Below are 13,611 nucleotides of genomic sequence, written 5' to 3'. Positions count from 1 at the left end.
CGTGCCTAATCGATCAACCCCTGCGCGTCATAAAACGGGTACGGCCCCGGGTGATCACCGAACACGCCGTTGTGGGTAACAAGGCCCTCCTCCGCATTCCAGCGATGCAGCAGGTAGCCTGCCGGTTCGAGGTTGAAATGCGCCGGAGCGTCATCGCGCAGGTCGAGCACAATCTGGTGCGAGGTGCCCGGGCAGGTGCAGCTGATGCTACCGGCGAAGCGTCGTTGCATCGGCCGATGCAGATGCCCGCACAACAGCCGTTCGACCTGCGGGTGGCGTCCAATGACTTCTTCCAGCGCAGCACCGTTGATGAACGCTTCGCGGTCCATGTGGCCGATGCCGGTGACAAAGGGCGGGTGGTGCATGATCAACAGGGTCGGCACGGCGGGGCGTCGACCGAGCACTTCATCCAGCCAGGCCATCTGACTGTCCAGCACTTGCCCGCCGTGGGCGCCGGGAATCGTCGAGTCCAGACCGATCAGCCTCACCGGATGGGCTTCGACCACCCAGTCCAGTGGTGCTTCGGCAGAGATCGGCAGGTACACGTGGTCGGCAAATTCGGCCAGCAGGTGCTCGCGGACGTCGTGATTACCGGGTACCAGATAATACGGCATGCTCAGGCGCGCCAGCTCGGGGTGCAGGACGGCGTATTCATCCGGGCGACCGAAGTCCACCAGATCGCCACTGATTACCACGATGTCCGGGCGCGGCTGACTGGCGTTCAAATGATCGACTGCGCGGCGCAAGGCGCCGAGGGTGTCGACCACGCCATAGGTCAGTTTGTTGCCAGCCTTGAGGTGCAGATCGCTGATCTGTGCGATGAGAAACGGGGCTTTCGACATTCAACTTATCCAGACAAAAATTACGGGTGCAGGGCGAATAGCGCCCGCGGCTCGATGGCCAAGGCAATGTGATCGCCCGGCGCGTGAATGACGCTGTCGGCGCTGTCCACCAGCAACGGTTGCGCCGCGCCGACCTCAATCAACAAGCGGCTTTGCGCCCCCTGAAAGAACTGCCCCAGCAGACGCCCGTGCAGGTGCCCTTCGCTGCTCACCACCCGCAGATGCTCGGGCCGGCAATACACCGTTGTCGGCTCGCCCGCCTCCCCCCATGGGAGTACGCCGCCGCTTACCTTAAGGCCGCTGGCGGTACGCCCGGCCACTGTGAATGCGTTGAGATTGCCAACGAAACCGGCGACGAACGGGTTCGCCGGTTGCTGATAGATTTCCCGCGGGGTGCCGAGCTGGGCGATGCGCCCTTGCTGCATGACCAGAATCCGGTCCCCCAGAGCCATCGCCTCACCCTGATCGTGGGTGACGAACACCGAGGTGATGCCAAGGCCTCGCAGCAGTTGATCGAGTTCGCTGCGCAAGCGCTCACGCAGTTGCGCGTCCAATGCGGCAAGGGGCTCGTCGAGCAGCAGGACTTTCGGCCGTGGCGCCAGAGCACGGGCCAGTGCCACCCGCTGACGCTGCCCACCGGACAACTCGTGAATGCCGCGCCTGGCATGCGCTTGCAGGCCGACCAGTTCCAGCAATTCGGCGCAACGCTTGTTGCGCTCGGCGACGGCCATGCCGCGCACCTTCAGGCCATACGCGATGTTGCCTTCCACCGTGAGGTTGGGGAAGAGTGCGTAGTTCTGAAAAACCATGCCGACATCACGACGCTCAATGGGCAGACGGGTGACGTCCTGATCGCCGAAGAACACCTGGCCGACGTCTGGCCGCTCCAACCCGGCGATCATCCGCAGCGTGGTGGTTTTGCCGCAACCGGACGGGCCGAGAATGGCCAGGGTCTCCCCCGCCTCGATGGTCAGGTTGAGGTCGTGAACGGCAACGGTGCCGTCGGCGAAAGCCTTGCGGCAACCGACCAGGCGCAGCGTGGTTCTAGTCATCTTTGCTCTCCACGGGAAAGGCGCGCGCTGATGGCCTGCAACGCCACCAGCAGCGGCACGATCATCAGCAGAAATATCAGGGTGTAGGCACTGGCGACTTCCAGCCGCGCCGAGGCGTAACTGTCCGCTAGGCCGACCGGCAGGGTTTTGGTCATGGGCGTGTGCAGCATCCAGGTGAGGTTGAATTCGCCCAGGGACAGCGTCACCACCATCAGCACGCCGGCGAGAATCCCCGCCCGGCAGTTGGGGACCACGACGCTGAAGAATCGTCGCAACGGCCCGGCACCAAGACTTGCGGCCGCCTCCTCCAGCGTCGGCAGGTGTTGACGCTGCATCACTGCCATCACCGGCCGCACCAGAAACGGCAATGTGAACAGCACGTGGCCCACAAGGATGAACAGCCAACTGCTGCGAAAGCTGCCGAACTGGCCATAAGTCAGCAGCAGGGCCAGGGCGCTGGCGAGGCCGGGCATGGCCACGGGCAAGACCATTAATTCTTCGAAGGCGCGACTGAAACGATTGTTCATTCGCACCAGCGCGTACGCCGCCGGTACGCCAATCACGCAGACGCACACCGCGCAGGCCAGGGCCAGTTGCAGGGACAGCCAGACGGTCGGCGAATAGGCCTGCCAGACTTGAGCAATCCAGTCGAAGGTCAGTCCGCTGGACACGCCCTGAAAGTAATTGCGCGTCAGCCCGGCCAGCAGCGACATCAGCACCGGGACCAGCATGAAGGCGCAGACCAGCAGCGTGAACAGCAGTTGCGTGATGAACAGCGAAGAGCGCTTCACAGGACGGTCCTCGATTGCTTGACCATGCGCCGCGCCAGCAGCAACACCGCCCAGGTCAGCGCGCCGAGCACCACCGACAGCGCTGCGGCGACGGTGAAGTTGGCGTAGTTGGTAAACACGTTGTAGATCGCCACGGGGGTGACATTCAGCTGTGTGCCCAGGGTGAACGCAGTGCCGAACGCGCCCATGGACGTGGCGAAACAGATCGCACCACAGGACACCAGCGCTGGCGAAAGCCCGGGAATAATCACGTCACACACTACCCGCCAGTGCCCGGCGCCGAGGGAATGGGCGGCTTCTTCCAGGCTGCGGTCGAGGCTTTCGCAGGCCGCCATCACCGTGAGAATCACCCGTGGAATCGAGAAATACAGGTAGCCGAGGAACAGCCCCGCCAGGGAATAGGCAAACACCCAACGCTCACTGGCCAGTTTCAGGCCCAGCATCGCAAACAGCCCCTGCCGCCCTGCCAGCAGAATCACCAGAAAGCCCACCACCACGCCGGGAAACGCCAGCGGAAAAGTCAGCAGCGCCACCAGTGTCGAGCGCCCGAAAAAGCGCTGACGGGCGAGAAACACGCCGGTGATGCCGCCGACCAGCAGCGCGGCGAAAGTGACCACCGCCGCAAGCACGCAGGTTTGCGCCAGGCTGCCCAGGTATTGCGGGCTGCTGAGCACTTGCCAATAACCACTGCCGGCGCCGTCCCGCTGCTGTCCTCCGAGCACTATGAGGTGCGCCAGCGGCAACAGCCAGAACGCACCCAACACGGCCGTTGCGGGTGCCAGGGCCCAGGCGGCCGTTGGGCGCAGACGCCATTTCGAGGCCCCGCGGGCGACGGCGTCCTGTGCCTTCAAGACCGTGCTGCTCACTTACTTGACCTCGCTCAAGTAACGCGCGGCGAAGGCTTCCTGCACGTCGGCCATGTGCTGGTAATCCACCACGCCGGCGCGGGCGTAATCACTGTCCGGCAGAAACTGCGCGGCGACGTCCGCGGGCATCTTCATAGCGCGAACCGGGCGCAGATACGCCTTCGCCCACAGCGCCTGGCCCTGCTCGGAGAGCACGAAATCCAGCACCTTCTCGGCGTTGGCATGATGGGGGGCATTGTCGACCAGGCTCATCACGTAAGGGACGCTGATGCTGCCCTCTTTCGGGATGACGAAGGCGACGTTGGCCTTGTCCTTGTAGCGGGCGCGGTAGGCGTTGAAGTCGTAGTCCACCAAAATCGGCAATTCGCCGGAGAGCACCCGCGCGTAGGCGGTTTGCTTGGGGACGATCGGGGCGTTCTTCGCCAGTTTCTGGAAGTAGTCGATGGCCGGCGCGAAGTTATCCAGGGTGCCGCCCATGGCCTGGTTGATCGCCACGGCGGAGACGTAGCCGACGAACGCGCTGGACGGGTCGAGGTAACCGACCATGCCTTTGTATTCGGGTTTGAGCAGATCAGCCCAGCTCTGCGGGACCGGCAAGCCGCCCAGTGCATCGACGTTGACCATGATGCCGAGGGTGCCGGAGTGGATCGCGAACCAGTGACCTTCCGGGTCTTTCAGGCCTGCGGGAATCTGCTCCCAGCCTTTGGGTTTGTAGGTGCCGACGACGCCAGCCTTCTGCGCCTGCAAGCCGAAGGTCACGCCGTAATACACCACGTCCGCCACCGGGGCGGCTTGTTCGGCCACCAGTTGCGCCAGGGACTGGCCGGAGTTTTTGTTGTCCAGCGGCACTTGCACGCCGGTGCTGTCGGCAATGGCCTTGAGCTGGGTGCCCCAGTCCGCCCATTCCGGCGGGCAGTTGTAGCAAATGGCGGTTTCGGCGGCCTGGGTCAGGCTGGCCACGCCACACAGCAGCAGGGCCGCCAGGGTTTTACTGAAGCGGATCATGGAGCGTCTCCTCGTAGGGCTGAGTACTTTCGCCCGGCCGGATGTGGCACGGCAGGCAATGGGAAGTCGGGGCGGCGCCGGCAATCTGCGCCAGCAATTGATCGATGACGGTGGTCGCCAGCGCGGCGATGGGCTGGACCACGCTGCACAGGGTCGGGTGCATCTGGGTGCCGATGGCAATGCCGTCGAAACCGATGATCGACAGCTGCTCGGGCACCGCCCAGCCGTGGCGGCGCAGCTCGGCGATCAGGCTGATCGCCAGCAAATCGTTGGAGCAGACCAGTGCCGTCGGCGCATGAGGGCCGCTCAACAACGGCACGAGGGCGCTGAAATCAGCCTCGGTGTGGCTGGGCATCTCGATGATGGCCATGGCGTTCAAGCGGTGTTCAGCCATGGCGTCGCAGTAGCCCGCGTAACGCTGCCGCGCCCGGTCGGACTGCAGCGTCGGCCCCGCCACCATGCCTATGCGGCGATGACCGGCGTCCAGCAGAAAACGCGTGGCGAGGGCCATGCCGGCGCGGTTGTCCACCGAGACGGCGCTGTATTCGGTGCTACCGGGCTGGTGATAGGCGAGCACAAAGGGCGTGTCTTCGGTGCTTAGGCTTTGCAGCACGCGATTGCTGTGGGCGTCGGTGACCGTCAGCACCAGACCGTCGACCCGTTGGCGCAGCAACTCTTCGACCACCGCGCTTTCCCGCTCGGCGCTGTAATCGGTGGTCGCCAGCAGCAGGTTGTAGCCGCGCGACCGCGCGGCGCGCTCCATGGCTTGGAATTGTTCGGCGAACACCGGGTTCAGCAGGCTCGGTACGACCACCCCAATGAGCTGGGTGGTTTGCAGGCGCAGCTGGCGGCCCAGCAGATTGGGGCGAAAACCCAGTTCCCGCGCGGCGGCGAATACTTGGTCTCGGGTGGTGGGACGCACCACGTCGGGGGAGGCGAAACACCGGGCGGCGGTCGCTCTGGAAACCCCGGCCACCCGTGCGACGTCTTTCAGATCACTCATGTTCACTCGCTTGAGATCGATCTCATTGGCGAGGACATTACGGCGTCAATGTGGCATTTCAGGGGCTGGGGTGTGACAGATTAGAGTCAGTGGGTGCAGCGGCATTGACTGTGCCCCCTTGCATGGGACTGGCTGCGGACCCTTTGTGGGACCGGCTTTAGCCGGGAAGGCGTCAGGCGTTACACCGCAAATCCACGAGCGTTTGACCTGGCCTCTTCCCGGCTGAAGCCGGTCCCACTAATAGACAGCATGCATCCCGTGAAATCAGGCGTCGGACAGCACCACATGGTCCATCGGCGCCGCCACACCCACTACTTTGATCTCAGCCGCATTGGGTGCCGCACTGAACGCAAAGTCTTCGGCGTGCAGGCTGTGGCTGTAATCCCCCGCCAGGGTGACCTGGAATTTCTGGCCTGCGCCGTCCGCTTCATTACTGCGCACGTAGGTGCGGTCGCTGTTGGCGTTGTAGCTGACCTGCAAGGAGCCGTCGCGACCGTTGCCCAAACCGGTGAAACCCAGCGCGGAGACGTCCAGGGTGTCGTGGCCGGTGGTGAAGTCCGTGATCAGGTCTGCCGCGCCAACGTAGCTGTCGCTGATGTGATCGAAGCGGAAAATGTCCGCCCCGGAACCGCCAGTGAGTCGATCACTGCCAGCACCGCCGACCAGTAAATCATCGCCGACGCTGCCGGCGAGCACGTCATTGCCCGCCATGCCGAACAAGGTGTCGTTGCCCCAGTCGCCATACAGCGTATCGGCGGCCGCGGTGCCGGTGGCGTTCACCGAAGTCAGCGGTTGGGAGGAATCGACACGGGTGTCGTCCGGGTTGGCGAACAGCACATTGCTGGCGGTCAGGTCGTAGAGGTGATTCCCGTTGATCAGGATTTCGAAGCGGTTGCCGTCGGCATCAGGCTCCAGCGACTTCAGCGCCGTTTGATCGCCTGCCAGATTCAGCACGACTTTGAGCGTGCCGTCGTAACCGTTGCCCAACCCTTTGAAACCCAGCGCCGTGAGGTCGAGGCGATCATGGCCGTTGCTGTTGAAATCCGTGATCACATCACGTTGGGCGTAGCTGCCGCTGGCGTCGTTGCGCAGGCTGTCGCTGACGCGGGTGTAGACGAAGGTATCGGCGCCGGCCCCACCCATCAGCGTGTCACCACCGCTGCCACCGAGCAGGCGGTCTGCGCCACCGTCGCCGGACAGGTTGTCGCGCCCTGCGCCGCCGATCAGCACATCATCGGCGGCCGTGCCGAGAAGCTTGTCGTCACTGGACGTGCCGGTAATCGACGAGAAGAAATTCGCTGCGCCCAACGTGCTCAGGTGGTTGCCGTCGAGTGCCAACTGGAAGCGGTTGCCAGCAGCGTCAGCGTCCAGGCTGGAGAGATAGGTGATGTCGGTGCCAGCGTTATAGGTCGCCTTGAGCGTACCGTTGTGGCCATTGCCCAGGCCGGACAAACCCAACAGTGTCAGGTCGAGACGGTCACTGGCATCGTCGAAGTCGGTGATGCGATCAGTGAACGACGTCGTCGCTGTGCGGTAGCTGTCACTGACCGAGCTGAACCGAAACACGTCGCTGCCCGTGCCGCCGCTGAGGCGGTCCGCGCCGGCGCCGCCATGAATCACGTCGTCACCTGCGCCGCCATCGATGCGATCGCGGCCTGCGCCGCCGCTGATGAGTTCGTCCGAGCGGCTGCCGATCAATGTGTCCGGGCCGGCACTGCCGCGTACGATCAGCACATCGCTGTTGTTGTAGACCTGGCTTTGGTTTCCCGCCGCGCTGATGTCACCGGCGTGGGTGCCATTGATGACATTGCCGAAGATCACACTGCCCTCGACGCTCGCCACATCCGACGTTACCTCGGCCACGCCAAAGGTCGATCCGGCGCTGCCAGTGATCAGGTTGTCGTAGACGAAGTTCTGCGTGCCGTTCTCGCTGCCCAGATTTCGAATCGCCACTTCCGGCACGTCGTTGCTCTGCGCGTTGGCGTGGATGACGTTGTCGGACACTTCGATGTGCGTCGTGCCTTGCAGATTGACGCCCGACCCGCCGTTGTCGTGGATGTCGAGGCGATACACGCCGCCGTATTCGATACCGCGCATGTGCACGCCGTCGCCGCCGTTGCCATAAACGTCGCCGCCGATGACGCTGAAAAAGCCCGTATCGACGCCACTTTCTTCATGGACGTGAATGCCGTCGCCAGCGTTGCCGGAAGCGAGGCTGTCGGTCAGCGACATCGCCACGCCGCCCAGGCCGACATTGATGCCGTTGCCGCCGTTGTCCAGCGCGCGGTTGTCCTGGAAGGTCAATGCGGGAAGCGACCCGCCCAGTGCGAAACCGTCGGAGGTGTTGCCTGTGGCCGTGCTGTTGCGCACCGTCAAATGCACCGACGCGCCGGTCAGGTCGAAACCGCTGCCGCTGAAGTTCGTGGCGGTGACGCCGTCGATCAGCAGGTTGGTGCTGCTCGCCCCTGACTGCGACCAGCCACTGACCTGCCCGCCGCCGTTGACCTGATTGCCATCCAGCGAGAGATTGCTGACGGTCGCGTCTCGAACGGTGCTGCCTGCTACCACGCCCAACAGCGACGTGGTGCTCGACGCGGTCGCATTAGACCCGGCGCCATCGGCCAGCTTGAGCACGCTGTCCCCGGCACCATCGCCGGTGAGCGTGACGTTGCTTTTCAGCGCCAGGGCGTTGCCCGATCCGTCGCTGTCCGACACAAGCCAGGTGCCGCCAGGGATGTAAACCTTGCCCCCACCCGCAGCGCTTGCGGCATCAATTGCCTTCTGGATGGCGACGGTATCGTCAGTGACGGAGTCGCCCTTGGCGCCATAATTACGGATATCAAAAGTGGGGCTGATGCTCATGCGCTGCTCCTGCCTGGAATACTGACGACCTGTGAACCCGTTGTCGCAACCGGTTCGGCGAAGGTTGGACCGGCGGATTTCCTGATTGTTAGTACCTTTCCATGGGCTTTCGTCGGATGGACAGCACGATCGGCGATAACGGCGGTTGTTCAGCCCGCCTGCCCCATCAGTGCAACCGCATCGGTGCCAGCGGCAATACGCATCGGCGACGCAGGCTCATTCGCTGCACGCCAGATCGCCTCGGCGACGTCCTGGGCCTCGGTCACCAGGGTCGAGTGCGACCATTCGCTGAACACGTGTTGAGCCAGATCGGCATAGGCGTCCGGAATGCTGCCCTGCATGCGCGGCTGTGCATTTTTGCCGAAGTCGGTCCCCGGTGCGCGGCCCGGCAATACCAGATGGACACGAACGTTAAACGGCTCAAGCTCCAGCGCCAAGGATTCGGTGAACGCATTCACCGCCGCCTTGCTCGCCGTGTACACGCTGAGCAATGGCAGGAATTTTGGCCCGTGGAAGAACTGGCGAGGGAAGCCGCGCTTTCGCGCTCAACGTTCTTTGAGCGTTTTCAGAACGCATTGGGCATGCCACCCATGGCGTATCTGTTGGCGTGGAGGATGGCGCTGGCGAAGAAACTGCTGCGTGAGCGCGTGGAGGACATTGCCGGGATTGCCCAGCGCTTGGGTTACGGCTCGGTAAGTGCGTTCAGCGTCGCATTCACCCGCTACACCGGGCGCGCGCCGGGGCGGTATTCGCGGGAAGGCAACGTGGGATGACTGACCCTGCGCGAACTTACTAACATTCGTCACTCCAGCCACTTAATGCGGGCACTCTCCGATGAACAGCTATCTGGCGCAGGCACACAATAATCGATGGTCGAACCGGCGCCTGCTCTCGGCATGCCTGGGGTTGAGCAATGAAGAATACCTGGCGCCGCGAACAGGTTTTTTTCCCTCAATTGAGCTGACGCTGCGGCACATACTGGATGTCGATCAGTTCTACCTGGCCGCGCTGGCGTTTGATCTGGAAGGTCAACGAAAGGATCTGCCCGAGTATCTGTCGCTGCAGGAAATCGTCCAGCGCCAAACGGAAGCGGACGACCGACTTGTTACGTATTGCGAGGGTCTGGATGAGCACGCGCTTTGTCGTCGAGCGGGTGTGGTGCGGGCGACGGGCATTATTCCGGAACGCGTGGATCGCCTGTTGCTACATCTGTTCCAGCACCAGATTCACCATCGTGGACAGGTTCACACCATGCTGTCCGGTACCCGCGTACCGCCGCCACAACTGGACGAGTTTTATCTGGATGGGGATTTGCCCATGAGGACATCGGACAAGCCACTTCCCGGCTGAAGCCGGTCTCACATGTTCACCGCGTACATTCAGTGACACTGGCGATGGACGCATTGTAGGACCGGCTTCAGCCGGGAAGGCGTGAGCCGGGGCGCCATCATGTAATGACCGGACATGCCGCTCCCGCCCGCCGACTTACTTATGTCCCTTAGCCGGGACCATCTGTTTGATCGTGCCGGTCGGAATGTCGATCAGGGCATATTTGTCCTCGAGCTGCACCCATTGCTGGTTTTTGTCCGGCGCGCTCAAATGACGTGCTTTCCAGTCTTTCAGCGCCAGGCTCGGACGTTGGTACTGGTCAGGGGCGTTGTCGCCTTCCTTGATTTCCTTGACCCCTGCACCCGGGCGATCCATCGTCACGCTTGGCTGTTCGGCAGCGTAGGAAAAGCTGCTGACTGCGCAGACTGCGGTGAACAACAGATGAGGGAGGTATTTCGTTCCGAGCATGATCAGGTCCTCTGGCAAACGAGTGCCGCTAATTGAGTAGAGATTGACGGTGCATCCGTCATGCTCTGACCGGCGCTGATTCCCAGGAGTTCGATCGGATCACCGGCCCATACGCTCGCAACGGCTTTCGTGGCGCTGCCCAGCGGGGCAACAGCAGATGGCAAAAGCTGACGATCAACAATACCCGGGAGCCAGTGGCAGGGCGCTTGTTCTCTGCCCACTGTATGTGGCATCAATATCGCTGCACTGCTTGCAGGGAAAAACCCGCATGGAAAGCCCCACGTTCCAGACTCCCCGACTCACACTCGCCCCGCTGCAGCTAACCGATGCGCCCGTGATTCAACAGTTGTTTCCCCAGTGGGACGTGGTCCGGTATCTGGACAGCCATGTGCCATGGCCCTATCCCGACGACGGCGCGCTGACCTACCTCCGCGACATTGCGCTTCCTGCCATTGCAGAGGGGCGCGAATGGCACTGGACCCTACGCCTGACACCAGAGCCGGCGCGGGTGATTGGCTGCATCAGCCTGCACGATCAGCCCGAGAACCATCGGGGGTTCTGGCTGGCGCCGCAGTGGAGAGGTCACGGTTATATGCAGGAGGCGTGCGAAGTGATCAACGCCTTCTGGTTCGAAACCCTGCAGCGGCCAGTCATGCAGGTGCCCAAAGCCGCTGGCAACGACGCGTCGAGGAAGATCTCCGAACGCGAGGGCATGCGCATGATCAAGCGCCGGAACGGCCACTTTGTGTCTGGCCCGATGGTTCAGGAGCTCTGGGAGTTGACGCGCGATGAATGGCTGGCGATCAAAGCACGGACCTCGGGATGATGCAGCAGGGACTGGTTTCAGGGACAGTTGCTTGATTGCCTGTTGACCTGCCCCGTCTCAATCCCTAGGGTAGCCGGCCTTCTTTACCCGTCAGGAACCCCATGTCCAGCCGCAGCACACTCCCCTCCACCGTCTACCTTCTGGGCCTGACGATCTTCTCGCTGGTGACGGCCGAGTTCATGGTCGCTGGCATGATGCCGGCGCTGGCCGATGCGTTTTCGGTCAGTCTCGCCCAGGTCGGCAACCTCATCGCCTTCTACGCCCTGGGCATGGCCATCGGCGGTCCGCTCGTGACCGTTCTGCTGCTGTCCAGAGGCATCAGCAACAAACGCTCGTTGATCGCGCTGCTCATCTGTTACGTGGTGGCCGGCGCCATTGCCGCCGCCGCCCAAAGTTATCTGGTGCTTGCCGCTGCTCGCGTGGTCATGGGCATTTCCAGTGCCGTGTGCATTGGTCTGTGCATGACGGTGTGCGCAGCCCTCGTCACCCCGGAACGACGCGGTCGCGCGGTGTCGGTGGTCCTCGCCGGACTGATGCTGTCCCCCGTCGTCGGCGTGCCGCTGACCACGTGGGTCGAGCAACACTTCGGCTGGCGTGCGAGCGCCTGGCTCGTGGTGGTGCTGGCGATGCTGTGCACGGTACTGGCGAGCAAGCGCCTGCCGGCGAGCGCCAATGGCAGCGAACCGCCCCTGCGCCAACAAGTCGCGGACATGAAGAATGCGCCCCTCTGGGCGGCGTACGTCACCAGCGGGTTGATCATCGGCGCGACCTTTGCCGCATTCAGCTACTGCACGCCCATCCTGATTCAGGAAGTCGGCGTCGCGCCGAAATTCGTTGCGCCATTGCTGGCGCTGTATGGCGTCGCGAACGTGTTGGGCAACTGGGTGGTGGGCCGCCTGGCGGATCGCTACATGATGGCGATCGTCGGTTGGGGCCTGGCAATCATGGTGCTGGCGTTGTCGGGTTTTGCCCTGGCCGGGCATCACCTGTGGCTGAACCTGATGTGCTTCCTCGCCCTCGGGCTGACCGGTGTGGCGCTGAACCCTGCGATGGTCGCGCGGGTCATGAAAGCGGCCGAGCCCGGCGCGCTGGTGAACATCATGCACACCTCGGTCATTACCGCCGGACTGGCGTTCGGCAGCTGGGCGGGCGGTGTGACAATCGACGCGGGCCTGGGATTGCGATCGCCGCTCTGGGTCGGTGCGGCCATGGCTCTGGCAGGCCTGCTGACCCTGGTGCGGCCGATTGCGATGCGTCGCAGCCAGGCGTTGTGCGACTGAAGGCGTCGTAACTGACGTCGGTGTATTGCGAGGTGACGTGTCCTTCAGGGCACGTCAGCGCCCAACAGCGGACAGACCTGCCCGGCCCGCTCGGCCAACAGATTACGCAGCGCGTACATCTGCCCGATCCGCTCGTCCAGCAACGCGATTTTCTCGGCGAATAATCGCGCGAGCAGGTCGCTGGAGACCTGCTCGCGGTTCCACAGCAGCGGCAGGTTTTCGCCAATTTCCTTGAGCGAAAACCCCAGCTGTTGCGCCAGCTTGATATACCCCACCAGCTGCAGCGTCTCCTGCGGATAATGCCGATAGCCATTGGCACTGCGTTGAGGCTTGATCAGGCCTTTCTCTTCATAAAACCGCAATGCATCCGCGGACACGCCCGCACGCACTGCCACTTCGCCTATTTTCATGACGTTTAATGCTCACGTTGACTCTGGACCTAACACCAGGCTTTAGCCTGCGAGCTCAACTGTGAGGGAAGATCATGATCAGCGCAAAAAACAATCTGGGCATCGTCAAAAGTAGCGCCATCTACGACCTGGCGGTGACAGCGGGCTTCATGACGCCCTGGACGGCAGCATGGGTGTTCACCGGCTTCGCCACGTTATCGGGCGCTTTGGCACTGGAGCGGCCGGTCCCCGTGCTGGACGTCAGCGCGATGCTGTTCGCCAACCTGCTCGGCAGCGTGGTCGTGGTCTGGTCGCTCTGGCGCCTGGCGCAACCGAGCCGCCAGGCGGGGCTGTACGACGCACTGGCGCGAACGCTGTTCGCCACCTGGCAGCTTTACGCGGTTGCCCACGGAGCGAGTGTTCTGGTTCTCGGGTTTACGGTGTTTGAGGTGCTGTTCGCCGTCGCGCAAGTGTGGCCGATCAGCGCTGTTCGGCAGGTCCATCCAAGGGCAGAATATCGCTGCTCAAAGGCAAAACCCCTGCCCAGCTCCGCGCCATCGCTGATGGCGTTCACCACGCGCTTGTCGAGACTTACAGCGTGCCGCCAGACGACCGATTTCAGGTCATCGATCAGTACGAGAAAGGCCTGTTTTTCTATGACCCGGGTTTTATGAACGTTGAGCGCACAGATGACGTGGTGTTCATACACATCCTCGCCAACCGCTGGCGCGACACGCCGACAAGGCAGGCGCTTTACCGCGCCATCGCCGATCAACTCACTGCCCGTCCGGGCATGCGCCGCGAGGACATCCAGGTGTTTATCTCGAATAACGATAAGCATGACTGGTCATTCGGCAACGGTGTCGCTTCCTATGTGCCGGAGGCTGATGCCTGAGAT

16 protein-coding genes are annotated in these 13,611 nt (G+C 62.9%); 6 read left to right on the top strand and 10 right to left on the bottom strand.

Features of this window, described 5'->3' with window-relative positions:
• Positions 1-5: 5 nt before the first annotated feature.
• From FX982_RS19465 to FX982_RS19430, 8 genes are all read right to left on the bottom strand, one after another.
• A complete protein-coding gene (locus FX982_RS19465; RefSeq protein ID WP_172612125.1) occupies positions 6-842 on the bottom strand; it encodes a phosphodiesterase in 837 nt (278 codons plus the stop codon).
• A 20-nt stretch (positions 843-862) separates the two neighbouring features.
• Positions 863-1,894 carry an ABC transporter ATP-binding protein gene (locus FX982_RS19460; RefSeq protein ID WP_172612124.1) on the bottom strand — a complete coding sequence of 344 codons (1,032 nt, stop codon included), beginning with the start codon at positions 1,892-1,894 and terminating at the stop codon, positions 863-865.
• Positions 1,891-2,685 carry an ABC transporter permease gene (locus tag FX982_RS19455; protein WP_172612123.1) on the bottom strand — a complete coding sequence of 265 codons (795 nt, stop codon included), beginning with the start codon at positions 2,683-2,685 and terminating at the stop codon, positions 1,891-1,893. The genes FX982_RS19460 and FX982_RS19455 overlap by 4 nt, the downstream gene beginning before the upstream one ends.
• Positions 2,682-3,536, bottom strand: coding sequence for an ABC transporter permease (locus tag FX982_RS19450; protein ID WP_254074940.1), 855 nt, complete (start codon positions 3,534-3,536; stop codon positions 2,682-2,684). The genes FX982_RS19455 and FX982_RS19450 overlap by 4 nt, the downstream gene beginning before the upstream one ends.
• Before the next feature lie 15 nt (positions 3,537-3,551).
• Complete coding sequence (locus tag FX982_RS19445) at positions 3,552-4,556, bottom strand: ABC transporter substrate-binding protein (RefSeq protein ID WP_172612121.1); 1,005 nt, start codon at positions 4,554-4,556, stop codon at positions 3,552-3,554.
• Positions 4,540-5,559, bottom strand: coding sequence for a LacI family DNA-binding transcriptional regulator (locus FX982_RS19440; protein ID WP_172612120.1), 1,020 nt, complete (start codon positions 5,557-5,559; stop codon positions 4,540-4,542). The genes FX982_RS19445 and FX982_RS19440 overlap by 17 nt, the downstream gene beginning before the upstream one ends.
• Before the next feature lie 264 nt (positions 5,560-5,823).
• The gene (locus tag FX982_RS19435) at positions 5,824-8,421 is read right to left on the bottom strand and encodes a M10 family metallopeptidase C-terminal domain-containing protein (protein WP_172612119.1); all 2,598 of its coding nucleotides are present in this window, start codon (positions 8,419-8,421) and stop codon (positions 5,824-5,826) included.
• A gap of 149 nt (positions 8,422-8,570) precedes the next feature.
• On the bottom strand, positions 8,571-8,903 hold the full coding sequence (locus tag FX982_RS19430) for an SDR family NAD(P)-dependent oxidoreductase (protein ID WP_254074939.1): 333 nt from the start codon (positions 8,901-8,903) through the stop codon (positions 8,571-8,573).
• 27 nt (positions 8,904-8,930) lie between these two features.
• Here FX982_RS19430 and FX982_RS19425 point away from each other — a divergent pair, with 27 nt between their 5' ends.
• Both FX982_RS19425 and FX982_RS19420 read left to right on the top strand, forming a co-directional pair.
• Complete coding sequence (locus FX982_RS19425) at positions 8,931-9,194, top strand: helix-turn-helix transcriptional regulator (protein ID WP_254074827.1); 264 nt, start codon at positions 8,931-8,933, stop codon at positions 9,192-9,194.
• A gap of 61 nt (positions 9,195-9,255) precedes the next feature.
• Positions 9,256-9,771, top strand: coding sequence for a DinB family protein (locus FX982_RS19420; RefSeq protein WP_172612117.1), 516 nt, complete (start codon positions 9,256-9,258; stop codon positions 9,769-9,771).
• 135 nt (positions 9,772-9,906) lie between these two features.
• Here the strand turns inward: FX982_RS19420 and FX982_RS19415 are convergent, their stop codons facing one another.
• Positions 9,907-10,218: an RcnB family protein gene (locus tag FX982_RS19415; RefSeq protein WP_172612116.1), complete on the bottom strand. Its 312-nt coding sequence runs from the start codon at positions 10,216-10,218 to the stop codon at positions 9,907-9,909.
• 268 nt (positions 10,219-10,486) lie between these two features.
• On the opposite strand from FX982_RS19415, the gene FX982_RS19410 reads away from it, so the two are divergent.
• Both FX982_RS19410 and FX982_RS19405 read left to right on the top strand, forming a co-directional pair.
• Positions 10,487-11,044: a GNAT family N-acetyltransferase gene (locus tag FX982_RS19410; RefSeq protein ID WP_172612115.1), complete on the top strand. Its 558-nt coding sequence runs from the start codon at positions 10,487-10,489 to the stop codon at positions 11,042-11,044.
• A 101-nt stretch (positions 11,045-11,145) separates the two neighbouring features.
• Entirely contained in the window at positions 11,146-12,324 is a 1,179-nt protein-coding gene (locus FX982_RS19405; RefSeq protein ID WP_172612114.1) for an MFS transporter, read from the top strand.
• A gap of 44 nt (positions 12,325-12,368) precedes the next feature.
• Here FX982_RS19405 and FX982_RS19400 read toward each other — a convergent pair whose 3' ends face one another.
• Positions 12,369-12,734 (bottom strand): MerR family transcriptional regulator, encoded by a 366-nt coding sequence (locus FX982_RS19400; RefSeq protein WP_172612113.1) that lies wholly within the window; start codon positions 12,732-12,734, stop codon positions 12,369-12,371.
• Between the two features lie 74 nt (positions 12,735-12,808).
• Between FX982_RS19400 and FX982_RS19395 the strand changes: the two genes are divergently transcribed.
• Both FX982_RS19395 and FX982_RS19390 read left to right on the top strand, forming a co-directional pair.
• Complete coding sequence (locus FX982_RS19395) at positions 12,809-13,387, top strand: hypothetical protein (RefSeq protein WP_216843196.1); 579 nt, start codon at positions 12,809-12,811, stop codon at positions 13,385-13,387.
• Positions 13,270-13,608: a tautomerase family protein gene (locus FX982_RS19390; RefSeq protein ID WP_367948776.1), complete on the top strand. Its 339-nt coding sequence runs from the start codon at positions 13,270-13,272 to the stop codon at positions 13,606-13,608. The genes FX982_RS19395 and FX982_RS19390 overlap by 118 nt, the downstream gene beginning before the upstream one ends.
• Positions 13,609-13,611: the final 3 nt, after the last annotated feature.

The organism is Pseudomonas graminis (genome assembly GCF_013201545.1).
Taxonomy (GTDB): domain Bacteria; phylum Pseudomonadota; class Gammaproteobacteria; order Pseudomonadales; family Pseudomonadaceae; genus Aquipseudomonas.
This window is presented reverse-complemented; position numbering and strand designations above follow the sequence as displayed.

Excerpts from the sequence above, each read along its gene's own strand:
- FX982_RS19465 (WP_172612125.1), bottom strand. The coding sequence starts at position 842 with ATGTCGAAAGCCCCGTTTCTCATCGCACAGATCAGCGATCTGCACCTC.
- FX982_RS19460 (WP_172612124.1), bottom strand. The coding sequence starts at position 1,894 with ATGACTAGAACCACGCTGCGCCTGGTCGGTTGCCGCAAGGCTTTCGCC.
- FX982_RS19445 (WP_172612121.1), bottom strand. The coding sequence starts at position 4,556 with ATGATCCGCTTCAGTAAAACCCTGGCGGCCCTGCTGCTGTGTGGCGTG.
- FX982_RS19440 (WP_172612120.1), bottom strand. The coding sequence starts at position 5,559 with ATGAGTGATCTGAAAGACGTCGCACGGGTGGCCGGGGTTTCCAGAGCG.
- FX982_RS19435 (WP_172612119.1), bottom strand. The coding sequence starts at position 8,421 with ATGAGCATCAGCCCCACTTTTGATATCCGTAATTATGGCGCCAAGGGC.
- FX982_RS19420 (WP_172612117.1), top strand. The coding sequence starts at position 9,256 with ATGAACAGCTATCTGGCGCAGGCACACAATAATCGATGGTCGAACCGG.
- FX982_RS19415 (WP_172612116.1), bottom strand. The coding sequence starts at position 10,218 with ATGCTCGGAACGAAATACCTCCCTCATCTGTTGTTCACCGCAGTCTGC.
- FX982_RS19410 (WP_172612115.1), top strand. The coding sequence starts at position 10,487 with ATGGAAAGCCCCACGTTCCAGACTCCCCGACTCACACTCGCCCCGCTG.
- FX982_RS19405 (WP_172612114.1), top strand. The coding sequence starts at position 11,146 with ATGTCCAGCCGCAGCACACTCCCCTCCACCGTCTACCTTCTGGGCCTG.
- FX982_RS19400 (WP_172612113.1), bottom strand. The coding sequence starts at position 12,734 with ATGAAAATAGGCGAAGTGGCAGTGCGTGCGGGCGTGTCCGCGGATGCA.
- FX982_RS19395 (WP_216843196.1), top strand. The coding sequence starts at position 12,809 with ATGATCAGCGCAAAAAACAATCTGGGCATCGTCAAAAGTAGCGCCATC.